The organism is Streptomyces sp. SM1 (assembly GCF_002910825.1).
Classification (GTDB): domain Bacteria; phylum Actinomycetota; class Actinomycetes; order Streptomycetales; family Streptomycetaceae; genus Streptomyces; species Streptomyces okerensis.
On sequence record NZ_NEUB01000958.1, the window covers coordinates 1 to 7,254 of the forward strand.

Sequence of the window (7,254 nt, forward strand, 5' to 3'; positions counted from 1 at the left end):
CCTGCGTGCCCGTGACTGCCAGGGCCCCGCAGGTCACCCGCGTGCCCCCGACTGCCCGTGCTGCCGGGACACCTGCGTGCCTCCGGCCGACAGTGCTGCCCGTGCCGCCCGGTCATCTGTGCGCCCGCGGCCGCCCGTGACGCCGGATCACCTGTGAACCTCCGGCCGTCCCGGCCGCCCGCGCCACCCCTGCCGCCCGGGTGGCGGGGCGACGGAAGGGTCAGTCGTGCGCGGTCCCGTGGTGCCGGACCACGACGACCGGGCAGGACGCGTGCTGGGCGCAGCGCTGGCTGACCGAGCCCAGCATCGCCCGGGCGAAGCCGCCCCGTCCGCGGTTGCCCACCACCAGCAGCTCCGCTCCCTCGGAGGCGCGGATCAGTACCTCCGAGGGATCGCCTTCGACCAGCCGTTCCCGCAGCCCGGGGGGCCGTTCGCCGGGGAACGCGGCGTTCAGCGCCTCCGCGAAGCGACGCCGCGCCTGCTCCGCGTCGAAATCCGGTTCGATCGCGGGACCGGCCCATCCGGCGGACGAGGGCGTCTCCCAGGCGTAGACGCCCTCGACCACCGCGCCGGCCGCCCGGGCGTACCGCACGGCCCAGCGCAGTGCCTCGTACGACGAGGGGGATCCGTCCACACCCACGACCACGCGGGGTGCCGGTTCAGTCGATTGCATGGTTACCTCACTCACCAGTCGCTGTGCGCGTCTCGTCGCCGGCCGGGTCAGCAGATGCGCGGGAGCTGTTCACCCATCGGCAGATCCACCACCCGGGTACCTCCGAGCCCGGTCCGTGCGACGACCATTCCCGGATGCTCCGGGACCACCTCACCGATGGCGGCGGCACCGCTGCCCAGCGGGTGCACCCGCATCGCGGCCAGGACCGCGTCGGCGTGCTCGCGGGGCACGAAGGCGACGAGCTTGCCCTCGTTGGCCACGTACATCGGGTCCAGCCCCAGCATGGCGCAGGCCCCGGCCACCGGCGGCGGCACCGGCACCGCACGCTCCTGGACGACCACCCCGCATCCCGAGGCCGCGGCGATCTCGTTCAGCGAGGCGGCCAGACCCCCGCGGGTCGGATCGCGCAGCACATGCAGATCCGGCGTGACCGACAGCATCGCCTCGACGAGTCCGCCGAGCGGCGCGCAGTCGCTCTCGATCTCGACCTCGAACCGCAGGTTCTCCCGCCTGCTCATGATGGCCACGCCGTGCACCCCGATGGCACCGCTGACCAGCACGACGTCACCGGGAACCACCCGCTCGGGACGCAGGTCGACGCCGGCGGGGATCACACCGATGCCGGACGTGTTGATGTACACGCCGTCACCGTGTCCGGACTCCACGACCTTGGTGTCACCCGTCACCACGCGCACCCCGGCGGCACGGGCCGCACCGCCGAGCGCCTCGGCGACCCGGGCGACGGTGTCGATCTCGACGCCCTCCTCCAGGATCAGCCCGCACGACAGGCAGGCCGCGCGGGCCCCGCTCATCGCGAGGTCGTTGACCGTGCCGTTGACCGCCAGGTCGCCGATGCTGCCGCCGGGGAAGAACAGCGGCCGCACCACGAAGGAGTCGGTGGAGAACGCCAGCCGGGCACCGCCGAGTTCGACCACCGCGGAGTCGGTCAGCGCGGCCGGAGCCGCCCCGCCGAGTCCCGGCAGGACCACCTGCTCGACGAGCTCGGCGGACAGGGCGCCGCCCCCGCCGTGGCCCATCACCACGCGCGGCCGGTCACGCAGGGGCGCCGGGCAGCTCCAGGAGAGCATGTCGGGTGCGGCGGTGGTGTCAGACAACGGAGCTCGCCTCCCGGTCCGCCGCGGCCGCGTTCGCCGCGGGCAGGTCCAGCCGCCGGTACAGGTAGTACGCGGCGCAGGCGCCCTCGCTGGAGACCATGGTGGCCCCCAGCGGGGTGCGCGGGGTACAGGTCGTGCCGAACGCCTCGCACTCGTGCGGCTTCAGCAGCCCCTGCAGCACCTCGCCGCTGCGGCACTCCGCCGGTTCCAGCGTGGCGATGTCCCCCACCTGGAACCGGTGCTCGGCGTCGTAGTCCCGGTAGCGCGCCGCCAGCCGCCAGCCGCTGTCCGGGATCACCCCGATGCCGCGCCAGGCGCGGTCGGCGACCTCGAAGACGTCGTCCAGCATCGCCCGCGCGGCGGGGTTGCCCTCGTCCCGTACGGCGCGCGGATAGGCGTTGTCGACCCTGTGCTCGCCACGCTCCAGCTGTCGCACGGTCCGCCGTACGCCCTCCAGGATGTCCAGCGGCTCGAACCCGGTCACCACGATGGGCACCCGGAACCGCTCGGCGAGCGCCGGGTACTCGTGCGTGCCCATCACGCTGCACACGTGCCCGGCCGCCAGGAACCCCTGGACCCGGCAGTCCGGTGACTGCATGATCGCCTCGATCGCGGGAGGCACCCGGACGTGCGAGACCAGCAGACTGAAGTTGCGGATACCGCGCCTGCGGGCCTGATGCACCGTCATCGCGTTGGGCGGGGCCGTGGTCTCGAAACCGATGCCGAAGAACACCACCTCCCGGTCCGGGTTCTCCTCCGCGATCCGCAGCGCGTCGAGCGGGGAGTACACCACCCGTACGTCACCGCCCTCGCTCCGGACCTGGAACAGGTCGCGCCCCGTGCCCGGCACCCGGAGCATGTCGCCGAAGGAGCAGAAGACGACCTCGGGCCGGGAGGCGATCGCCAGCGCCTTGTCGATCACCTCCAGCGGCGTCACACAGACCGGGCACCCCGGACCGTGGATCAACTCCACCTCGTCAGGCAGCAGCTGGTCGATGCCGTGCCGGATGATGCTGTGTGTCTGGCCGCCGCACACCTCCATCAGCGCCCACGGTCTGGTGACCGAGGCCCGGATGTCGTCGAGCAGACGTGCCGCCAGAGCGGGGTCCTGGAACTCGTCGATGTACTTCACCGCCGCACCTCCCGCGCGAGGTCCTCGCCGCCTGCCCGGGCGGCCTGTTCCCATGGGTCGCCGAACTCCTCCTGGAGCATGCCGAGGTTCTCGAACAGCTCCAGGGTCCGGCGGGCCGACTCCTCGTCCAGCCGCTGCAGGGCGAAGCCGACATGGACGATGGCGTACTCACCGACCTCCAGATCGGGCAGGTACTCCAGGCACACCTCCTTGACCACCCCGCCGAAATCGACGGTGGCCATCCGGGTACCGTCCCGTTCCTCCACACCCAGCACTCGGCCGGGTACCGCCAGACACATGCGGATCTCCTCACTCGTCACGCGCGGGGGCGCCCGCGCCCGTCATCGGGCCGTGGCTCCCGCACGGGCGGCCACGATCAGCTGGCCGAGGGCCAGTCCGCCGTCGTTCGGCGGGATGTCGCGATGGCGCAGTACGGTGAAACCGGCGGTACGCAGCTCACCGGCGCAGGCCGAGGAGAGCAGCGCGTTGGAGAACACGCCGCCGGTCAGGGCCACCGTCCGCGGACCGCCCGCCCGCCGGGCCGCCACGCACACGTCCCGCACCAGCCGGGCCACGGCCCGGTGGAAACGGGCGGCGATCACCCCCGCGGGCACCCGGCGCCGTACGTCCTCGACCACCGCCGTCAGCAGGGGCGCCGGCCCGGCGGTCAGCGGCCCCGGGCCGTCCGAGAGCCGGAACGCGTAGCGCGGGTCGTGCGGCTCGTCGTCGGCACCGGCCGCCACCGCCGCCGCTTCCAGTGCGACCGCCGCCTGCGCCTCGTAGCCCGCGTGGTGGCACACCCCCGTGAGGGAGGAGACCGCGTCGAAGAGCCGGCCCATGCTGGAGGTCGGTACGCAGTTCAGCTCCCGCGCCAACTGGACGCGCAGCACGTCGAGTTCGTCCGGGGGGCAGGCGGCGGTGCAGGGCAGGTCCGGTCCGGCGGCGATACCGGCGGCGTGCAGATGCGCCAGCGCCATCCGGTACGGCCGTCGCACCGCCGCGTCACCGCCCGGCAGCGGTACGTAGGCCAGATGCGCGAACCGGTGGAATCCGTCGTAGTCCGCGAGGAGGAACTCACCGCCCCACACGGCACCGTCGTCGCCGTGCCCGGTGCCGTCGAAGGCGACGCCGGTCACCCGGCCGCCCTCCGGGAACCCGTGCTCCGCCAGCACGGAGGCGATGTGCGCGTGGTGATGCTGGACCCGGACCACCGGGCGGCCCGCCGCGTGCCGCCGGGCCCACGCCCCCGACCGGTAGCCCGGATGGGTGTCGGCGGCCAGCAGCGCCGGCCGCACGCCGGTCACCGACTCCAGGTGCCGCTCGGCCCGGCCGAACGCCTCCTGCGTGGCGAGGTCGTCCATGTCACCGACATGGGCGGACAGCCAGGCCCGGTCGCCCTGCCCGAGACAGAAGACGTTCTTGAGGTCTCCGCCGACCGCCAGCGCCGGGACCACCGGGGCCGGCAGGGTGACGGGCAGCGGCGCGTAGCCGCGTGAGCGGCGCAGCACCAGTGGCTCGCCGTCGAGGACGCGTACGACGGAGTCGTCGCACGGTACGTGGACGGGACGGTCGTGCGTCAGCCAGGCGTCGGCCAGCCCGGCCAGCCGGGTCAGGGCCTCCTCGTCGTCCGTCACGATGGGCTCCCCGGACATGTTTCCGCTCGTCATCACGAGCAGCCGGGGCGCCCCCGCCGCCAGCAGCAGATGGTGCACCGGCGAGTACGGCAGCATGACACCGAGGTCGGGGCTGCCCGGCGCGACGGAATCGGCCGGCACGAGCATCCCCGGACCGGACCGGACGACGGGGCGCCGCCGCATCAGCACCACGGGCCGCACCGGCCCCGTGAGCAGGTCACGCTCCACCGGGCCCATGTGCACCAGATGCCCGACGTCCCGCACGTCCGGAGCCATCAGCGCGAACGGCTTGTCGCCGCGGGCCTTGCGACGGCGCAGCGCGGCCACCGCCTCCGGCCGGGTGGCGTCGCAGGCCAGGTGGTATCCGCCGATGCCCTTCACGGCGAGCACCGCGCCCGCGGCGAGCAGCGAGCGGGCCGCGTCGAGGGGATCGGCGCCGGCGGCAGGCGGACCGCCGCCGTGCCCGGGGCCGGTGACGAGCCGCAGCCGTGGACCGCAGGCGGGACAGGCGACGGGCTGTGCGTGGAACCGGCGGTCGCCGGGGTCCCGGTACTCGCGGGCACAGTCCGGGCACAGCGGGAAGCCCGCCATGGTGGTGTGCGCGCGGTCGTACGGCAGTCCGGTGACGATGGTGAAGCGAGGCCCGCAGTGCGTACAGGTGATGAAGGGATGGCGGTGGCGCCGGTCGCCGGGGTCGGCCAGTTCGGCCAGGCAGTCCCGGCAGGTGGCGGTGTCGGGAGCCACGAGCGTGCGTACGGGGCCGTCGGCCCGGGAGGCCACGATGCCGAACCCGCTCTCGCGCGTCACGGGGAGGTCGGCCCGCTCCACCGACTCCACCACCGCGAGCGGCGGCGCGCCGGGCGCGAGACGCGCACAGAACCGGTCGACGGCCGAGGACGCGCCCTCGACCTCCGCCACCACGCCGTCACCGGTGTTCGTCACATGCCCCGCCAGCCCGAGACCGGTCGCCAGCCCGTACACGAACGGCCGGAAGCCCACGCCCTGCACGACACCCCGGACGACGACCCGGGCGCGCCGCACGGAGTCCGCCCCGACGGCCGGTGCGGGGCGGACTCCGGGAGCGGTGCTCACGCCCCGGCCCGCGCCATCACCGGCGCGTGGACACGCTCCCCGTCGGCCGCCGCGAGCGCCCGGTCCACCAGGACCCCGGCGCCCTCACCGGTCCGTACGGAGGTGAGCACCACCTCGACGCCCGGATTGACCCGCTCCACGTGGGCGCGGAAGGCCGCCTCGTCGAAGGCGGCCGGACCGGCCAGATCGGACTTGGTGACGATCACCAGCTGGGCGAGCCCGAACGCCGCAGGGTACTTGAGGGGCTTGTCCTCGCCCTCGGTGACGGACGCCAGGACCACGCGCAGGGACTCGCCCAGGTCGTAGGAGGCGGGGCACACGAGGTTGCCCACGTTCTCCACGAAGAGCAGCCGGGTGGGGTCGGGCAGCCAGTCGTGCAGATGCCCGGCGAGCATGTCCGCCTCCAGATGGCACAGGCCGTCGGTCAGCACCTGCTTGACCGGAACGCCCGAACGGGCCAGCCGGGTGGCGTCGTTCTCGGTGGCGAGGTCCGCGGTGAGGGCCGCGGTGGCCAGGCCGCGCTCCCGGCAGAGCTGCAGTTCACGCTCCAGCAGGGCCGTCTTCCCGCTGCCCGGGCTGGACAGGAGGTTGACGACCGTCGTGCCCCTGGCGGTGAGTTCGGTGCGCAGGATGCCCGCCGCCATCGTGTTCTTGGCGAGCACGGCCTGCCGGAGGTCGACTGTGCGGCACATCGTCAGCTCTCCTCGGATTGCGGTACCGGCGCGGGGCCGGGTGCGGTGGGAGCCGCGGACCAGTGCACCTCGGTGATCCTCAGTTCGCGGCCCGTGAGCAGTTCGGTGGCGCCGGCACGGCAGACGGCGCAGATCATGTCGGGCGGCATCCCCGTGTCCCAGCCGCGCCCGCACGGGGTGCAGTGGGCCCGTCCGGGTACGGACCGGGTGACGAGCTCGGCGCCCTCCAGCCGTGTCCCGGCGCAGGCCAGCTCGAAACAGAAGGCGAGCGCGTCCGGGACGACCCCCGCCAGTTCACCGATCTCGACGGCGACCCGGCGCACCCCGTGCGCGCCCTGGGGCCGTGCCGCCTGCTCGACCTGGTCCACGACCGACAGGGCGACGGACATCTCGTGCATCGCCGCTCCGTCCTGGGCCGGGGAGGTGGGGGTGGCGGGTCCGCTGCCCATTAGAGGCACGGCCGGGGCGGCCGGCGGNCCCGCCGCGCCGTGACCGTAGCCCGTTCGGCGGGCCTCACATCCTGCGGATGCGCAGGTACCGCCGCACGTCCGGCCAGACGTTCGCGGCGACCGCCGCCAGCGCGGACAGGGTGAGGACGGCGGCGACACCGCCGACGAGACGTTTGCTCATGGTGTTCTCCGAAGGCGTTGAAGAGGGGTGTACTCGGCACGGACGGGGTCGTGTCCGCCGGCCAGTTCGACGGCCAGGCGCACCGCCTCGGGCACCGCGGCCGCGACCTGCGGGCTGAGCCCGATGCCCTCCTCGACGGTGGCGGGCTCGCAGCCCACGACCCACGTGCGCCGCGGCGGTACCGCGCCGGTGCCCGCGCACAGGGTGTCGAGCAGCGCGAACACCGCGTCGGGGGACATGTGGTGGCCGTCCGGGGCGGCACCCTCCGGCGGCCGGCGGCCGGCGG

8 protein-coding genes and 1 pseudogene are annotated in these 7,254 nt (G+C 74.1%); all 9 read right to left on the bottom strand.

Annotated features, from left to right (window positions below; genetic code table 11):
• Positions 1–220: 220 nt before the first annotated feature.
• Positions 221–673 carry a universal stress protein gene (locus B9S61_RS33430; protein ID WP_103545525.1) on the bottom strand — a complete coding sequence of 151 codons (453 nt, stop codon included), beginning with the start codon at positions 671–673 and terminating at the stop codon, positions 221–223.
• A 47-nt stretch (positions 674–720) separates the two neighbouring features.
• On the bottom strand, positions 721–1,788 hold the full coding sequence (gene hypE / locus B9S61_RS33435; RefSeq protein WP_103545526.1) for a hydrogenase expression/formation protein HypE: 1,068 nt from the start codon (positions 1,786–1,788) through the stop codon (positions 721–723).
• Positions 1,781–2,920, bottom strand: a complete 1,140-nt coding sequence (hypD, locus tag B9S61_RS33440) for a hydrogenase formation protein HypD (RefSeq protein ID WP_103545527.1) — start codon at positions 2,918–2,920, stop codon at positions 1,781–1,783. Before hypD ends, hypE begins: the two co-directional genes overlap by 8 nt.
• Positions 2,917–3,219 (bottom strand): HypC/HybG/HupF family hydrogenase formation chaperone, encoded by a 303-nt coding sequence (locus B9S61_RS33445; protein ID WP_103545528.1) that lies wholly within the window; start codon positions 3,217–3,219, stop codon positions 2,917–2,919. The genes hypD and B9S61_RS33445 overlap by 4 nt, the downstream gene beginning before the upstream one ends.
• 42 nt (positions 3,220–3,261) lie before the next feature.
• On the bottom strand, positions 3,262–5,646 hold the full coding sequence (hypF, locus tag B9S61_RS33450; RefSeq protein WP_103545529.1) for a carbamoyltransferase HypF: 2,385 nt from the start codon (positions 5,644–5,646) through the stop codon (positions 3,262–3,264).
• Complete coding sequence (hypB, locus tag B9S61_RS33455; protein ID WP_103545530.1) at positions 5,643–6,338, bottom strand: hydrogenase nickel incorporation protein HypB; 696 nt, start codon at positions 6,336–6,338, stop codon at positions 5,643–5,645. Before hypB ends, hypF begins: the two co-directional genes overlap by 4 nt.
• Positions 6,339–6,340: 2 nt before the next feature.
• The gene (locus B9S61_RS33460; RefSeq protein ID WP_103545531.1) at positions 6,341–6,736 is read right to left on the bottom strand and encodes a hydrogenase maturation nickel metallochaperone HypA; all 396 of its coding nucleotides are present in this window, start codon (positions 6,734–6,736) and stop codon (positions 6,341–6,343) included.
• Between the two features lie 115 nt (positions 6,737–6,851).
• On the bottom strand, positions 6,852–6,968 hold the full coding sequence (locus B9S61_RS43605) for a hypothetical protein (protein ID WP_374936266.1): 117 nt from the start codon (positions 6,966–6,968) through the stop codon (positions 6,852–6,854).
• Positions 6,965–7,254, bottom strand: a pseudogene (locus tag B9S61_RS42885) (protease); the annotation flags it as partial. The pseudogene B9S61_RS42885 and the gene B9S61_RS43605, both read right to left, overlap by 4 nt.

What these genes read in the sequence shown, in the direction of transcription:
- B9S61_RS33430 (WP_103545525.1), bottom strand. Translation starts at nt 673, where the DNA reads ATGCAATCGACTGAACCGGCACCCCGCGTGGTCGTGGGTGTGGACGGA.
- B9S61_RS33460 (WP_103545531.1), bottom strand. Translation starts at nt 6,736, where the DNA reads ATGCACGAGATGTCCGTCGCCCTGTCGGTCGTGGACCAGGTCGAGCAG.
- B9S61_RS43605 (WP_374936266.1), bottom strand. Translation starts at nt 6,968, where the DNA reads ATGAGCAAACGTCTCGTCGGCGGTGTCGCCGCCGTCCTCACCCTGTCC.
- hypB (WP_103545530.1), bottom strand. Translation starts at nt 6,338, where the DNA reads ATGTGCCGCACAGTCGACCTCCGGCAGGCCGTGCTCGCCAAGAACACG.
- B9S61_RS33445 (WP_103545528.1), bottom strand. Translation starts at nt 3,219, where the DNA reads ATGTGTCTGGCGGTACCCGGCCGAGTGCTGGGTGTGGAGGAACGGGAC.